This window comes from Pseudomonas sp. NPDC087803, assembly GCF_044742995.1.
Taxonomy (GTDB): domain Bacteria; phylum Pseudomonadota; class Gammaproteobacteria; order Pseudomonadales; family Pseudomonadaceae; genus Aquipseudomonas.
Genome location: NZ_JBIUVO010000001.1, coordinates 121926 through 136236, shown reverse-complemented (window position 1 = coordinate 136236; position 14311 = coordinate 121926). Strand labels below are relative to the sequence as shown.

Here is a 14311-nt window from a genome sequence, read left to right as displayed (position 1 = left end):
TCCGTTCGCCGCCGGGCGCATTTCGTTTTGAGGTTGCCTGCTCAATGCGCAGGCAACTCGAGACTGTCCGGATCGCCAAAAAACATCTGAATCCGCGAGCGCAACCAACGCTCCCCCGGATCATTATCCTGCGACCCGCGCCACGCCATGTGCAGCTCAAAGGTGCGCGTCGGCAGCGGCGGATCTTCCGCCCGCACACCACCGGCAGCCGTCAGCGCATCGGCGGTGTAATCCGGCACGGTGGCGACGATGTCGGTACCGGCCAGTAACGTGCTCAGCCCGTTGAACTGCGGCACCGCCAGCACCACGTGGCGTTTGCGCCCGAGTTTTTCCAGCTCTTCATCAATGAAGCCACTGAGGTCGCCGGCAAACGACACCAGCGCATGCGGACGCGCGCAATAGTCGTCCAGGCTCAGCGGGCCGGGCACGGTGTCGGCGCGCAGCAGCTTCGGCTGGCTGCGACGCAGCACCTTGCGCTTGGCGTTGGCCGGCAGGTCGGTGGTGTAGCTGACACCAATGGATATTTCGCCGGACGCCAGCAGGCTCGGCATCAATATGTAGTTGACCCGACGTACCACCAGGACGATGCCCGGTGCCTCTGCGCGCAGGCGTTTGAGCAGCATCGGCAGCAGGGCGAATTCGACGTCGTCGGACAGGCCGATGCGAAACACCGAGGTGCTGGTAGCCGGGTCGAATTCCGCCGCGCGGCTGACGGCGGTGGAAATCGAGTCGAGCGCCGGCGAGAGCAGGGCGAAGATTTCCACCGCGCGGGCGGAGGGTTCCATGCTGCGTCCGGTGCGCACGAACAACGGGTCATCGAACAGACTGCGCAGGCGCGAGAGCGCCGCACTGATCGCCGGCTGGCCGAGAAACAGCTTCTCGGCGGCGCGGGTCACGCTGCGTTCGTGCATCAATGTTTCGAATACGATCAACAGGTTCAGGTCGACACGACGCAGGTCATTACGATTCATCTGGAGTCCTGGCAGAGTCATCAAGCTTGACGAGAGCGGCCATATGAGAACAATGGCCGGCATGAATATTACGGGGAAAGGCTGGTACTCTGCACCGCTAAATTCAGCTTTAGCGAGCCGGTTGCGGCGTTTTTTTCATCAAATTTGCCAATGCCGTCCATACTGCGGAATCAATGACAGGCATGTCGACTATTAATAGCCACTGATAGTCTTGGGTCAAAAGCCCAGATAGAGTTCATGGCATTAGAGGTTACTTTGACGAGGTTTGCGATGTCCCGCACGATCCGTTTTCACAAGTTTGGTCCGGCCGAGGTGCTCAAATGCGAAGAGCATGCGGCCGCTCAGCCAGGTCCTGGCGAAGTGCAGGTGCGTGTCGAGGCGATCGGCATCAGCTGGTACGACATTCTCTGGCGTCAGAACCTGGCCTCGTCTCAGGCTCGCCTGCCTTCAGGCCTCGGCCATGAAATGGCCGGTGTGGTGACCGCCGTCGGCGAGGGTGTCGAGGATCTGTCGGTTGGCGACAAGGTGGCCAGTTTCCCGGCGCAGAGCCCGAACGATTACCCGGTGTATGGCGAGCAGATCGTGCTGCCCCGTACCGCGCTGACCCGCTATCCGGATGTGCTCAGCCCGGTCGAAGCCAGCGTGCATTACACACCGCTGTTGATCGCCTATTTTGCCTACGCCGATCTGGCGCGGGTCAAACCCGGGCAGTTTGCTCTGGTCACTGATGCCAGCCATTGCTCGGGTCCGTCCTTTGTCCAGTTGGGCAAGGCGCTGGGCGTGCGGGTGATTGCCGCGACCAAAACCGCGGACGAGCGCGAATACCTGCTGTCGCTGGGTGCCGAGAAAGTCATCGTCACCGAGGAAGAAGATCTGTTGATGCGGATCAACAAGATCACCGACAACCGTGGCGTCGATGTAGTCTTCGACGGTCTTGGCGGCCCGCAGATGTCATTGCTCGGCGATGTCCTCGCACCGCGTGGCAGCCTGGTTCTGTACGGTCTGCAGGGCGGCAATCAGACGCCGTTCCCGGCCTGTGCGGCGTTCCAGAAGAACATCCAGTTCTTCGTGCACTGCATCGGCAATTTCACCGGTAAGCCGGAGCTGGGCATTACTCAGGATCACGTTGCGCTGCAGCGGGCCCTGCGTGACATCAACCAGTTGACCGCCGACCGCGTGCTGTTGCCGCTGAAGACACGGGTTTTCCCGTTCAGCGAGTTCGTCGAAGCCCATCGCTACATGGACGAATGCCCATGCCGCGAACGGGTTGCCCTGCAAGTCGAACCCGCGTAACTCCCTCCGATCAGAGTCCGTGGCCCCACGGACTCTTGCGTTGCCCCCCTTGCCAATGACGAGACATGCCGGGCCCGGTGCCTGGCCGGTTGCGCATCTGCACCGGTTTTTACTGGCTATCTGTATCTTCTAATCATTATCTAAGCCCTGATAATTGAATGATTACTTTCATCTCAAGGAATGAGCCATGTCTGTGCATTCTGTTTGTTGTGCTGTGTTTAATATTTCTCTGTATGGGCGATACAGCAGTTTCTGTTTAATGGTTGTAGGGCATTTCCTATTTCCATTCTGCTTTTCTTGTACTCATTATTCGTGGGACGTTGTAAGAAGTTTCCTCAGATATTTTTCTAACGGGAAAGTCCAGTGAATACGGGGGGGTTGCGTCACCTAGAGGGTTGGTGTGATGCACTTCTTCACGTCAAGTGTTTCAAATAACTTCAAAAGCATAAGTGTTAGTATTTGATCGTCTATTACTTATTGATGAATTTATTGCGCCAGCGTCTTCGCTGATGCGCGATATGAATTTTTTACGTCGGGTAAAGTACTGATGAGCACGATCCATGATCAGGCAATGAACTATGTCTACCAGCAAGTTTTGCAGCGACTGCTGAGTTTCTTTTCCAGAGCCGAACGGACGGCGCTGCAGTTGCTGATTCAACGGCTGGTGGTCGCCGCCGGCGGCATGGAGCGCTTGGGGGACTACAAGGTACTGATCACGCCGGGTGGCACCCGTGACAGCTGCTACACCCTGGCGTTGCTACGCGCCGCGCAGTTGAGTATCGCCGGACGTGCGCCGGCCACCTTTCAGCTGCGGGTGGCCACCTTGCGCTCAAGCGCCGCGGGTACGGCGCTGGACAACCTGCACCGCAGCTACGGTGCCCTGTTTCTTTACGACGACCCGAGGGTCGAGTTGCTGATGGTGGATCATCGCCAGGTGTTGCCGTTCAATCACCTGGCACCACTCGACAGCGACAGCGCGGATGCCAACCGCACCCATCTGCTGATGATGGGGCACCGACGAGCCCGGGATGAGCGCCTTGAACTATGGGACGACGCCTGTCTGGCGTGGGCCGAGTTTTGCGGCCAGATTGCCCGCTGGGGCCATGGGGTCGATGCGTGGGTGGCCAGCGAGTCGCCGCGGCGCCAGAAACAATTCATCGACAACCTCGATCGGGCCGTGCAGAAGGCCGGTCTGGGTGCATTGCCGACCAACGCCGGGACCTTCGACGAGTTGTTTACCTTGCTCGACGGTTTGGGCGGGGACATCTACCGCGGTTTCTACGCCGAATCCGAGCGGCAGTGCTGGCGTCCCGAAGGTGGGTTCGAAGCCTGCCGGCGCGCCACATTTGTCGACATCCACGACATGGCGGTGAGCAATCTTGAAGAACGCTGGCCGTTGCTCAGCGAGTTTCTCGGGTTTCAGGCCCAGGAGTGGCTGATCCAGCAGGGAGAAGGTGAATACGCCGATCCTTTGATCGAAGCCCATTTGCGTGGCCTTGAGGCCGAATTCATTGATGGGCGCAGCTATGACGCCGGGTTTTCCGAGCATGTCCAGCGCATGCTGGCGCACATGCAACAGCAAAAAGTGCCGGAGCCGGTCTGCGAGCAGATGATCGCCAGACTCGGACAGGGCCAGGCGCTGGATGTACTGCGTGATGCGGCGGCAGACGGCCTCCAAAAGACCTACGGTCTGAATGAAGCGCAATGGGTCTGCCTGTTGTTCACCCCATTCATAGAAAGCGGAGCCGGACTCGAACGCTTTCTGCGCCGCTGTCATCCCGGCATGCTGGTGGCGATGCCCGATTTACACCGGGCGATGCAGGGGCTGCACGGTCCGGAGCAAGTGCTGCAGTGGATGACGGATGTCAGCGGTCTGCCGGTCAGGCTGATCAGCCATCTCTACGCCATGGCGCCGCTGCCGGTGCGCGGTGCGGTCTCGCAGGCCATGGAAGCGGCAGTCGCCCCGGCGGATCCTGACGACATCGACACCGATGTGGGTGACCGGTCAGCGGGACGTTGAGGTGTTTGCCGCACCGGTATCCAGAGTGGGCATCTCATGAAGACCGCACGGGAGCCCGGTTTCGCTTATCAGGCCGTCTATCGTTATCTGATGCGATTGATGGCCGAGTCGGGGGGTGATGGCAATACCCGACTGCCTTCACTGCGCCAGTTGGCAGATCGCCTGAATGTGTCGATTTCGACCATTCAATACGCCTACTCGCTACTGGAGAAGGAAGGGCGGGTGTATTCCGTCGCCAAGTCCGGTTATTACGCCCGCGCGGTGGTGGCGCCGACGTCTTCAGACGTCGGCAATGACTTGCTCGAAACGCTCTACGTCAATGCGCGGCGCCCGGGCATGTGCCTGCTGAGTGGTGAAGATCCGGTGTCGGTGCAATCGCTGGACAGTCCGTTGCTGTTGCTGGAGCGCGAACTGCTGCGGCAGTACCCCAGACAGCCAGCGCTACTCGACCAGCCTTGCGGCGAGCTGGAATTGCGCACGGTGCTGGCAGCCCGTTACACCACCTCGCCGAGGCAATGCTGGCATGCTGAGGATGTCTACATCGGCGCGGATCTGCGCGGCGTCCTGGAAATCCTGATTGCCGTGCTGCAACTCAAACACGCCACTGTTCTGGTCGAGTCTCCCTGTGACTGGGTGATACTGCGGCTGCTGCAAGCGGCAGAGGTGCGCGTGATCGAGCTGCCGTTGCAGGCCTGCGGTGGGTTGGAGCCGCAACGATTGGAAGCCTTGCTGAGTACCGGGGACGTGCGGCTGGTTCTGCTGTCGTCGGGTCTGTGCATGCCGCGCGGCACCCAGGTTCCTGCGGATAACCGCATCAACATTGCCAGGCTGCTTGGCGAGCATGGCACCTGGGTGCTGGAAAACGACTGCTATGGCGAGTTGGGTGATGCGATGGAGGGTGAGCGTTGGCGCGATCGGCTGGACCCTGACCGGCTGCTGGTGTTCTCCACATTCGAGAAGATCATTGGTGTCGAAGCCCCCTACGGGTTCGTGTTGTCGCGCCAATGGCGCAGCGAAATGCTCCGGCATTTTCTGCTGCGATCGTTCCGCTTGTCGCCCATCCGCCAGAAGGCCATCGCTCGCTTGTACGGAAACGGTCGGATCGACCAGCATCTGCACGTGCTCCGCCGTCTCCTCAAGGAGCGCCGGACCCCGATGATCCAGCTGTTGCGCGAGCGTTTGGGTGATGCTTTGCAGGTTGTCGAGCCGCAGGGCGGTGCGACGGTCTGGGTGCAGGCACTGCGTCCGGTGAACATGCGCGATGTGTTTCAGCGCCTGCTCGGGCAACAGGTATTGATCGCCCCGGGCGAATTGTTCAGCTTGCACGGCCTGCATCGTCGTCATCTGCGCCTGAATCTGCTGGATCAGGATGAAAACGGCTTGCCGGGAGCCATTGCAATGTTGGGTGATGCGTTGCGTCTGGCAGCCCTGGAATGAATGTTGAAATCTGTCGGATAGATCCCTTCGCGCTGTGGTCAAACTGCCAGTAAACTGCGCTGTATTTCCTGAACCACTCTATTTCAGAGGTTTTGCATGACTATCAGTCCTTTTGCGGGCAAACCGGCACCGGCAGAATTGTTGGTCGATATCCCGCGACTGGTAACGGCTTATTACACCGGCCAACCGGACGCTTCGATTTCCACTCAGCGTGTGGCGTTTGGTACTTCTGGCCACCGCGGCAGCTCCTTCGATCTGAGCTTCAATGAGTGGCACGTTCTGGCGATCAGCCAGGCGATCTGCCTGTACCGCGAAGCCCAAGGCATCACTGGCCCGTTGTTCGTCGGCATCGATACCCATGCGCTGTCGACCCCGGCCGGTGCGAGTGCGCTGGAAGTGCTGGCCGCCAACGGCGTAACCGTGATGATTGCCGAAGGGGACGAATACACGCCGACGCCGGCGGTATCTCACGCGATTCTCTGCTACAACCGTGGCCGCACCTCGGGCCTGGCCGATGGCATCGTCATTACGCCGTCGCACAATCCGCCGCAAAGCGGTGGCTACAAATACAACCCCACCAATGGCGGCCCGGCCGATACCCACATCACCAAGTGGATCGAAGCCAAGGCCAACGAATTGCTCGCCAACAAACTGGCCGGCGTCAAGCGCATCAGCTACGAACAGGCGCTCAAGGCCAGCACCACCCACCGTCATGACTATCTGAACACGTATGTCGCCGACCTGATCAACGTGATCGACTTCGATGCCATCCGTGACGCCGGGCTGCGTCTGGGTGTCGATCCGCTGGGCGGAGCAGGGGTGCGCTACTGGTCGGCGATTGCCGAACATTACCGTCTTGATCTGAATGTGGTGAACAAGCAGGTCGATTCGACATTCCGTTTCATGACGGTCGATTGGGACGGGCAGATCCGCATGGACCCATCGTCCAACCATGCGATGCAAGGTTTGATCGGTCTCAAGGAAAGATACGATGTGGCCTTCGCCTGCGACCCGGATCACGACCGTCACGGCATCGTCACCCCTTCGGGTGGTCTGCTGGCGCCGAACAACTATCTCGCGGTGTCCATCGACTACCTGTTCCAGAATCGTCCGCAATGGCGCGCCGATGCCGCCGTGGGTAAAACCGTGGTCAGCAGCGGTCTGATTGATCGCGTGGCCAAGCGCCTGGGGCGTCGTCTGTACGAAGTGCCGGTGGGTTTCAAATGGTTTGCCGATGGTCTGTTCGACGGCTCGCTGGGTTTTGGTGGCGAGGAGAGTGCTGGCGCTTCGTTCCTGCGCAAGGATGGCGGCGTGTGGAGCACCGACAAGGACGGCTTGATTCCAGCCCTGCTGGCGGCGGAAATGACTGCCCGTACTGGCCGTGATCCAAGCCAGGCTTATCGCGCACTGACCGATGAACTGGGCGAGCCGTTCTCGGTGCGCGTCGATGCCAAGGCCAACCCTGAGCAGAAAGCGCTGCTGAGCAAGCTGGCGCCGGAGCAAGTGACTTCGACCGAGCTGGCCGGCGAGAAGATTCAGAGCATTCTCAGTCACGCGCCGGGCAACGATCAGGCCATCGGTGGCTTGAAGGTGATGACCGAAAACGGTTGGTTCGCCGCACGTCCTTCGGGCACCGAAGACATCTACAAGATCTACGCCGAAAGCTTCATTGGCGACGACCACCTCAAGCAACTGGTGGCCGAAGCGCAAACCCTGGTGGATGGTGCGATCAGCACCAAGTGAACTTCAGGGAGGTGAGTTCTTTCTGTGGTGAGGGGATGAATCCCCTCACCACAAAGACTACAAAAAAAGGGGCGGCCATGACGGTCGCCCCTTTTTTTGCCTGAAAATCAGGCTATCAAGCCAAGTCCACCAACACGATTTCGCTGTCTTCAAGCGCGGTCACGGTCAGTACCGACTCCTGTTCCACAGCAACACCGTCTCGAGCTTGCGCGCGCAAGCCATTGACTTCAATCAAACCGGTGGCAGGCACCAGGTAAGCCCGGCGTCCGGCATCCAGACGATATTCAGCCGTTTCCCCAGCCTTGATATTCGCCGCGACCAATCGCGCGTCGGCGCGAATACGCAGGCTCTGGTCGTCGCCATCCTTGCCACTGGCCAGGGTCACGAAGCCTTCACGCTGACCTTTGGGGAACTGCTTGGCGCCCCACGATGGCGGTGCGCCGGTTTCGGTCGGCAGAATCCAGATCTGAAAAATCCGCGTTTCTTTATCTTCCAGGTTGTACTCGCTGTGGGCGATGCCGGTACCGGCGCTCATGACCTGCACGTCGCCCGCTTCAGTGCGGCCCTTGTTGCCAAGGTTGTCCTGGTGGGTAATCGCACCTTCACGTACGTAGGTGATGATTTCCATGTCGCGGTGCGGGTGCTGCGGGAATCCAGTGCCGGCAGCGATCACGTCATCGTTCCATACCCGCAGGTTGCCCCAGTTCATGCGCTGTGGATCGTAGTACTCGGCGAACGAAAAGTGGTGATGGGCATCCAACCAGCCGTGATGAGCGCCGCCCAGCGTGTTGAAAGGTCTGAGTTCAAGCATGATCGTCTCCTCAAAAGGTTCGTCATGGGGCGTAACGCCAGAGCCACGAAGCGAGACCGTCGGTTAATGACTGGCATCATCCATCAGTCAATCATCGAGAAAAAGCGGAAAAACTGCGGCATTCTCATCGAATACGTTGATAAGAAACCGGCTCGAAAATATCTCATCCAACTTTCAGTTCATCGCCTAAACCAATGACCTGTAAGCATTTCGCTAGAACTCACGGGCAATTAAAGACACCATAGCCCCAACAGCCTCACACACTGGAGCCCGTCAGCGTGGCGCAACACACTCCCGATCTGCCTCCCGAACTTCGTCCATTGGCCGAGATGCCATGGTTCAAGCGACTGGCCGCGCGCTTCTTCGGCCACGGCCTGACGCGTTTGCGCGCCCAGCACCGTGCTTCCTGGCTGCACGGTCAGGCTGACGGTTTTCGCAGTGGCCACACTGCCGGCGTGGAGTACGGCTTCAAAGAGGGAAAACTCGAAGGCCTGGAGGAAGGCCGTCAGGTTCTGCTGATTCGTGACAGCCGCAGCACTGAGCATCGTCCGCCGAGCGTCGACAACCATCTGTTCGATGATTGGCGTCTGCCACTGAGTGCGGACCTGAAGAAACGCATGAAGGCCGACGTAGCGCGCCTGCTGCCCGAGCACGCCCAGCCGAGCGCCGCGCAATGGAAGATGATCTTCAGTGACACGCCCTCGACTTCGGTAATCGCCGGGGCCGGGGCGGGCAAGTCGACCACGCTGGTACTGCGCATCCTGTTGCTCACGCATTATCTGGGCTTTGAACTCGACTCGATGACCGTGGTGACCTTCACCCGTGAGTCGCGCAAGGATTTCATCAATAAGCTGATCGAGCTGTTCGCGCTCTGGGGCCAGGCATTGAGCCTGAAACAGGCGCGGGAACTGGTGCGTACCTTTCACTCGCGCATTCTGCCCATGGTTCGCAGCTTGCCGGGGTTCGAGCGCCTGCAGGCCTTTGAAAATCTCAGCAATCGAGCGCAGGGCGCTGACGAAGAGGTCGACAGCAACCCGTTCGATCTGCGGATCAATGATGCTCAGCGTCAGCAGCTCAACGCCTGCTATCACCGGTTATTCAATCAAGACGAGCGTTTCCGCCAGTTGATTCAGCCGCTGGCCAAAGCTGCGTTGCAGCTCAAGGAAATCGAGCGCGATCACCCGGACGTGCAGAAGCGCATGGCGGTGACCGAATTGGCGGCCAAGCGCGACGAGGAACTGTGCGATGCCATCGAAGACCTGTGGTTTCGCGCCGGCGCCTGGCCGATCAAGGGCATCGAGCCCAACCGCCAGACTTTCGAGATCAACGGTTCAACCTTTCACTGCCATGGCTATATCCCCAGCCTCGATGCCTGGGTGGTGCTCGGCTTCGATCCCCGGGAAAATCCGCAGATCTGCCGCCCCAACGCCAAACTCAGCGTGCGCGCCGAGTGGGCTGTAAAGCGCACTCTATTTCAAGCTTTCTGTCGTAAGCCATTGATTTGGCTGGATAGCTACGAAGCATCAAAACGCGTTTTGACGACATTGGCGGGCGACGCGAGCGCCGGTCCAGGCTTCGACTACAAGGTCAAAGGTGAGCTGGTCTCGGCGCCGCTGCTGGACTGTTTTGTCGCGGCGGCCGGTTTCATCGAAAACCTTGGGCTGGATGTGCCAGACGCTGTCGGCCGAATGAGTTTTGCCAAGGACGACCCAGACCGGTTCTTCTTCGAGGCGCTGAGTCTGTTCTGGCGCGCACTGGAAGATCATCTGCTTGATCAAAAGCCACCGGTGATGACCTACAACCGAATGTTTGCGTTGTTCAGCGAGCATTCACCAGAAAATCTCAAGCTGCTCAGTGATGAGCTGCTGCGACCCATGTCGCATCTGATGATCGACGAGTTTCAGGACGTATCGCCGCAGATCGTTTCGTGGATCCGTGCAACCCTCGCGGAAATCCGCAGTCGCGGTCCGGCCATGCATGTCGGGCGGGGAGCGCAGCGTTCGTCGCTGCTCTGTGTGGGTGATGACTGGCAGTCAATCTACGGCTGGCGCGGCAGTTCGCCGAGTTACTTCATGGAGTTCAACAAGGAATTCCCGTCGCCGAGCACCACGCGAGTAATGCTCAGTGACAACTACCGCAGCCATCAGCACATCATCGACGCCGCCGAACACATCGTCCGCGCAGCGCCGGCAATACCCGGCAAGAAGGCCAAGGCCAGCGGCGCCGCCAAGCCCATGCAGCCAGTAAATGTGCTGGAGCGCGATGATCAGGCTTTGGGGCAGCGGCTGGCCGAGCACTACAATCGCGGCGATTCAATCTTGATGCTTTATCGAAAAAGTAGCGATAAGTTATTGATGGAGCAGCATATTCAGGCAGTACTTAATGTTGATTCGAGCTTGCCGTACGAGGCGCGGCGCTTGAAACAGCTGACCTATCACAGCGCCAAAGGTCTACAAGCAGACGCCGTGTTCCTGCTTGGTGATTGCCAGCACCTGACCAGCTCACCGTACAAAAACCAGGTGTACCGCATGGCCGGGCTGGGCAAGGCCGGTGACAGTGAGCCTTATGACACGGCGCAAAAGGACGAAATCCTGCGTCTGGCCTACGTTGGCATCACCCGAGCGGTCAGCCATTGCTACTGGTACGTCGAACCGCAAGATAGCCAGGCAGTGAACATGCCGAGGGCGTCTGACCGGGTGACCCAAGGCAAGGCATTCTTTGTCGATCACCGCTCGCAAGCCAGAGCCGGGTAACCATCGCGCACAAAAAAGCCCGCTATTTCTTGGCGGGCTTTTTCATTTAAAACAATAGCTTATGCATAACTCCTGAAAGATTCCGGAGGAATGAAAGCCTCCAGTTCATCTTCCACAGCCTCGATAATGCGCTCGACGTCGGCCGCGTTCATCACCGTGGCACACGGGATTCCGGCGATGGCGATCATCGTTTCGCCGCTGGCACGATCAAACAGACGAGCAATCATGCTGCCCGGCGCATCCATCGTTGCCTCAAAACCCATGGGATGAAAGTGCCAACGCATCAGTTGGCACGCATTGGGAAACGTGACTTTACTGGAGCCTTTATTCATGTGTTGCCCGCCTTCTTCATCGAGCGCTTCCTTTTGCTCATGTTAGGTGGGAAGAGCCTTCATTGGCTCAACCGGTCAGTGAGGTTAAAAGTAGCATCCACATGTGAAATCTCTGTGAGATTTTTCAGTTCATTTTGCGATTGCTGCGCGTTTTTTGATGTAAGTCACGCTCCGGTCAGTGATCGCCAAAAGGCCACTACGGTTTGCTCGTTGATCGTTTTGACGAAGTTGGGCAAGCTCGGTTCTTTTGCACCGAGCCCTTTATGCACGCCGACGATGACGGCCCAGAACAGACCCCGGCCACGGCTGCCACGGTCATGCGTTACCACCTGAGCTGGAAACACCGCGATCTGGACAGCGTCATGGCGCTGTATCACCCGGACGTCCAGTACAACGATTTCTTTCAGAACCGCGTTCTTGGCCTCGACGAACTGCGCGAGTACGTACGCGTGAGCATGCCGCGAGAATCCGACGAAGCGCTGGAGCATTGCGACCGGATCCGCGTGGATGGCAACACCGCGTTCATTCAGTACGAAGTGACGTTGCGCGGCGGCGACGGGCTGGTGTCGTTCCGTTCCAGCGAAGCGATCACGGTCAAGGACGGCTTGATCTGGCGGGTCAACGAATACGCCTCGCTGGTTCGCGCACAAACCAGTGGCGCCGCCGCGCCCAGTCAGCGACCGGCAGTCAGCCGTCTGGGCTTGTCACCGCGCCAGATCAGTTTCATGGCCGAGGATCTGCAGCAGTATTTTGAGCGGCAGCAGCCATACCTCGATCCAGAACTGGATCTGCAACGGGTGGCGAGGGAGTGCGGGTACAGCCGCAATCAGATTTCCTACTTGCTCAATCAGGTGCTGGGGCAGAGCTTCTACCGCTACGTCAATCAGGCACGCCTGCAGCACTTGCTCAAGTCGCTTGATCAGGCCACGCCGCCGCTGCGCATCGACGAGTTGGCGTTTGCCGCCGGTTTCAACTCGCTGTCAGCGTTTTACAGCTGTTTCCGCCAACACACCGGCCAGTCACCGAAGGCCTACGCCAAACAAATTTCTTTGCGGACACGCGCGCAAGACAGCTGCTGAAGTCAGCCACTAGGATCGACGCCATCGAAGGTTTTCAGTGGCGGAGTCTTGCATGCCGGCGTGGCGCACTATCAGTTTGTGGATGGATCAACTCGACGAGCCGCTGATTGCGCGGCCGGCACTGGAGCGGGATCTGGATGTCGACGTGGCGATCATTGGCGCCGGTTATACCGGGCTGTGGACTGCGTACTACCTGAAAAAACTCGCTCCCGGTCTGGATATCGCCATTGTCGAGGCGCAAACCGCCGGTTTCGGTGCGTCCGGGCGCAATGGCGGCTGGTTGATGGGCAATCTGCTGGGCGAGGATCGCTTGCTCGCCGGCCTCTCGCCACAACAACGCCGCGCTTCATTCGATCTGCTGCACAGCATCCCCGATGAAGTGGAAGTTGTCCTCGAACGTGAGGGCATCGACTGCGATTACCGCAAAGGCGGGGTGCTGTACTGCGCCGCACGCTATCCGGAGCAGGAAACCAGCCTGCGTGAATACCTCGACAAACTGCACGGCCAGGGCCTGACCGACAACGATTATCGCTGGCTCAGCCCCGAGCAACTGGCGCAACAGATTCGCGTGGCGAAACCCTACGGCGGTATCTATGCGCCGCATGTGGCGACCATCCACCCGGCGAAACTGGTGCGTGGTCTGGCGCGCACCGTGCAGAACATGGGCGTGAAAATTTACGAAAACAGCCCGGTCACGCACTGGCAGTCCGGCAGTTTGCGCACGGCCAAGGGCAGTGTGCGCAGTCGCTGGATCGTGCCGGCCGTCGAGGGTTATTCGGTGACGTTGCCGCCGCTGGGCCGCTATCAGTTGCCGGTGCAAAGCCTGATTGTCGCCACCGAGCCGTTGTCGGCAGCGACCTGGGATGAAATCGGCCTCAACCGTGGCCAGGCCTTCAGCGAGTTTAGCCGTCAGGTCACCTATGGCCAGCGTAGTGCCGACAATCGCCTGATCTTCGGCGCCCGCGGCGGTTACCAGTTCGCCGGCAAGCTGCGGCACAACTTCGATCTGACCCGTGATGAGGTTGAGCTGCGCCGCTATCTGTTCGGCGAACTGTTCCCGCAGCTGAAAAACGTGCAGATCACCCACGCCTGGGGCGGCAACCTCGGCATGTCCCGGCACTTCAAGCCGCACATGCTCTGCGATCGCGCCAATGGCATCGCGCTGTCCGGCGGTTATGGCGGGGAGGGCGTGGGTGCCAGCAACCTCGGCGGGCGCACCCTGGCGGATCTGATTCTTGAGCGAGACACCGAACTGGTGCATCAGCCGTGGGTGCTGCCGGACGGCGGGATTCACGCGCTGCGCGCCTGGGAGCCGGAGCCGTGCCGCTGGCTCGGCTACAACGCGATCATCAAAAGCTTTGTCCACGAAGACCAGACCCTGGCCAGCCCCGCAACGGCGCCATGGCGGCGCAAGCTCGCCAGCCGGGTCGCGGGCTTCATGGAAGGTTTCATGCACTAACCGCCGTTTTCTTCACACGACAGGTCCCACCATGAGCATTACGCAGTTCAAGAACACCGCCACCCTGCAACTGGACGAGTCCAACCCGGTCGCCGTGCCTCTCGGTGAGCCGGTCGCGATTGCCTCGACCACCAGCGTCGAGCGCGACGACGGCGTCGAAACCGGCGTCTGGGAATGCACGCCCGGGCGCTGGCGTCGGCAGATCACCGCGCAAGAGTTCTGCCATTTCATTTCCGGACGTTGCACGTTCACCCCGGACGACGGCGGTGAAACCCTGCACATACAAGGTGGCGACGCACTGATGTTGCCGGCCAACACGCTCGGCATCTGGGATATCCAGGAGACCGTGCGCAAGACCTACGTGCTGATTTTCTGATTGCTTGATCCTTTGATTGCCTGCCAACAAAAATAGC

Annotated in this window: 11 protein-coding genes; 8 read left to right on the top strand and 3 right to left on the bottom strand. The window is 59.5% G+C overall.

Annotation, left to right across the window (positions count from 1 at the left end):
* Positions 1-41: 41 nt before the first annotated feature.
* Positions 42-971, bottom strand: a complete 930-nt coding sequence (locus tag ACIOUG_RS00560; RefSeq protein WP_145598195.1) for a LysR family transcriptional regulator — start codon at positions 969-971, stop codon at positions 42-44.
* 270 nt (positions 972-1241) lie between these two features.
* Here ACIOUG_RS00560 and ACIOUG_RS00555 point away from each other — a divergent pair, with 270 nt between their 5' ends.
* The 4 genes from ACIOUG_RS00555 to pgm all read left to right on the top strand — a co-directional run bounded on the left by ACIOUG_RS00555 (position 1242) and on the right by pgm (position 7464).
* On the top strand, positions 1242-2264 hold the full coding sequence (locus ACIOUG_RS00555) for a zinc-dependent alcohol dehydrogenase family protein (RefSeq protein ID WP_401061676.1): 1023 nt from the start codon (positions 1242-1244) through the stop codon (positions 2262-2264).
* Between the two features lie 547 nt (positions 2265-2811).
* A complete protein-coding gene (locus tag ACIOUG_RS00550; RefSeq protein WP_401061675.1) occupies positions 2812-4284 on the top strand; it encodes a hypothetical protein in 1473 nt (490 codons plus the stop codon).
* 36 nt (positions 4285-4320) lie between these two features.
* The gene (locus ACIOUG_RS00545) at positions 4321-5721 is read left to right on the top strand and encodes a PLP-dependent aminotransferase family protein (protein WP_401061673.1); all 1401 of its coding nucleotides are present in this window, start codon (positions 4321-4323) and stop codon (positions 5719-5721) included.
* Positions 5722-5817: 96 nt separating this feature from the next.
* Positions 5818-7464, top strand: a complete 1647-nt coding sequence (pgm, locus tag ACIOUG_RS00540) for a phosphoglucomutase (alpha-D-glucose-1,6-bisphosphate-dependent) (RefSeq protein WP_401061671.1) — start codon at positions 5818-5820, stop codon at positions 7462-7464.
* 115 nt (positions 7465-7579) lie between these two features.
* On the opposite strand, the gene ACIOUG_RS00535 is transcribed toward pgm, so the two are convergent.
* Positions 7580-8275, bottom strand: coding sequence for a pirin family protein (locus tag ACIOUG_RS00535; RefSeq protein WP_401061669.1), 696 nt, complete (start codon positions 8273-8275; stop codon positions 7580-7582).
* A 278-nt stretch (positions 8276-8553) separates the two neighbouring features.
* On the opposite strand from ACIOUG_RS00535, the gene ACIOUG_RS00530 reads away from it, so the two are divergent.
* Entirely contained in the window at positions 8554-11028 is a 2475-nt protein-coding gene (locus ACIOUG_RS00530) for a UvrD-helicase domain-containing protein (RefSeq protein WP_401061668.1), read from the top strand.
* Positions 11029-11087: 59 nt separating this feature from the next.
* On the opposite strand, the gene ACIOUG_RS00525 is transcribed toward ACIOUG_RS00530, so the two are convergent.
* The gene (locus ACIOUG_RS00525) at positions 11088-11360 is read right to left on the bottom strand and encodes a DUF1652 domain-containing protein (RefSeq protein ID WP_007963535.1); all 273 of its coding nucleotides are present in this window, start codon (positions 11358-11360) and stop codon (positions 11088-11090) included.
* A 263-nt stretch (positions 11361-11623) separates the two neighbouring features.
* On the opposite strand from ACIOUG_RS00525, the gene ACIOUG_RS00520 reads away from it, so the two are divergent.
* The 3 genes from ACIOUG_RS00520 to ACIOUG_RS00510 are packed head-to-tail and all read left to right on the top strand — an operon-like array spanning position 11624 to position 14274.
* A complete protein-coding gene (locus ACIOUG_RS00520) occupies positions 11624-12439 on the top strand; it encodes a helix-turn-helix domain-containing protein (RefSeq protein WP_401061666.1) in 816 nt (271 codons plus the stop codon).
* A gap of 52 nt (positions 12440-12491) precedes the next feature.
* Positions 12492-13898, top strand: a complete 1407-nt coding sequence (locus ACIOUG_RS00515) for an NAD(P)/FAD-dependent oxidoreductase (protein ID WP_401061665.1) — start codon at positions 12492-12494, stop codon at positions 13896-13898.
* 31 nt (positions 13899-13929) lie between these two features.
* Positions 13930-14274, top strand: a complete 345-nt coding sequence (locus ACIOUG_RS00510) for a cupin domain-containing protein (RefSeq protein ID WP_401061663.1) — start codon at positions 13930-13932, stop codon at positions 14272-14274.
* Positions 14275-14311: the final 37 nt, after the last annotated feature.